Here is a 1,300-nt window from a genome sequence, read left to right as displayed (position 1 = left end):
GTTGACTGATACTAATCGATCGAGGACTTAACCACAAAGAGTCATTTTTTAAATGAACAACATGGGTCGATATTCGGCTTTCTTGACATCAATTCTTTATCTAGTTTTGAAGGAACAATCCTTCAATTGAATATTCGTCTGGTGATAATGGCGAAGAGGTCACACCCGTTCCCATGCCGAACACGGAAGTTAAGCTCTTCAGCGCCGATGGTAGTTGGGGGATCTCCCCCTGTGAGAGTAGGACGTCGCCAGGCAAATGTGAGAAAGAGTAGCTCCTAGGGGCTACTCTTTTTTGTGTTTATTTGTTAATGGATTCTTGGTTCGAAGAACAAATTGGTTCTAGGATAGAGAGGGCGGCTTTTTTGCGTTTTTATATGTTGGACAAATGTTATTGAAGGTTGATCGTACAATTAAAATTAGCAATGAAGGACAGATTGCGATTAAAATACGCAATTCTAAAACAAAATGACGCAATAACGGATGTAAACCACGCAATAAAAATAAAAAAGACGCAATTTCGATCTATTTTGACGCAATTATTTTAATGGTCCCCTATAATACTCTGACAATTGGAGCCACAATCTATATTGTAGGTCTGATTATTACGGATCGCACATTGAACAGGGCTAAATCGTTCTATTTCTAATGATAAAAACACGCACCGATTCTACTATTAAAAGATCAATCTATTAGAAAGTTAAAATAAATATCAAAATACAAACTAAAATTAGCTTTCGCCTAAGAGTAACAAAACCCCACTCGCAATTGATTTGGACCACCTTCAGATCTGGAACTCTCCTTACCTCTCAATATATTTTGTCATCCTGCAGGAAATCAGCGTCATATTTCCATTCAGAATAGCTCATCCGAATTCGGAGATACTCAGGTAACCTGAAATCATAGTCAAGCAGATATGTTTACGATTCTTTTCTTTGTGTATATATATAGTATAGTATTCTAAGCTGAACTTAAAGATATCTATCAAATTGTAAAAATAGATATTGCTATTAAGTAGATTTTTGTGATATTATTGTTCTTCCGCCTTTTATAGGGGATTTCAACTATTTCTATTAGGCTCGTTTAAGTGTTTAACAACTTAGTAGATATAAAAGTAAAAAACATTTAAAAAGAAGTTGACTTCTGCGAAGTTAACTGGTAAAGTATTATTTGTTGCCGCAAACGGACAACACGGACAACAAAACACGATGAACTTGATCATAACAATTTCAAAAAAAAGTTATTGACATCAAATGATTGATCGTGTAACATAGTAAGGGTCGCTTCGAGAGAAGCGCTTACA

General features: G+C 35.5%; 1 rRNA gene. It reads left to right on the top strand.

The annotated features are described in order from the left end of the window. Window positions 1–137 precede the first annotated feature (137 nt). A 5S ribosomal RNA gene (gene rrf / locus ACOSV2_RS22525) occupies window positions 138–254 on the top strand. The last annotated feature ends 1,046 nt before the right edge of the window (window positions 255–1,300 follow it).

Source organism: Rossellomorea sp. DUT-2 (assembly GCF_052665285.1).
This window is presented reverse-complemented; position numbering and strand designations above follow the sequence as displayed.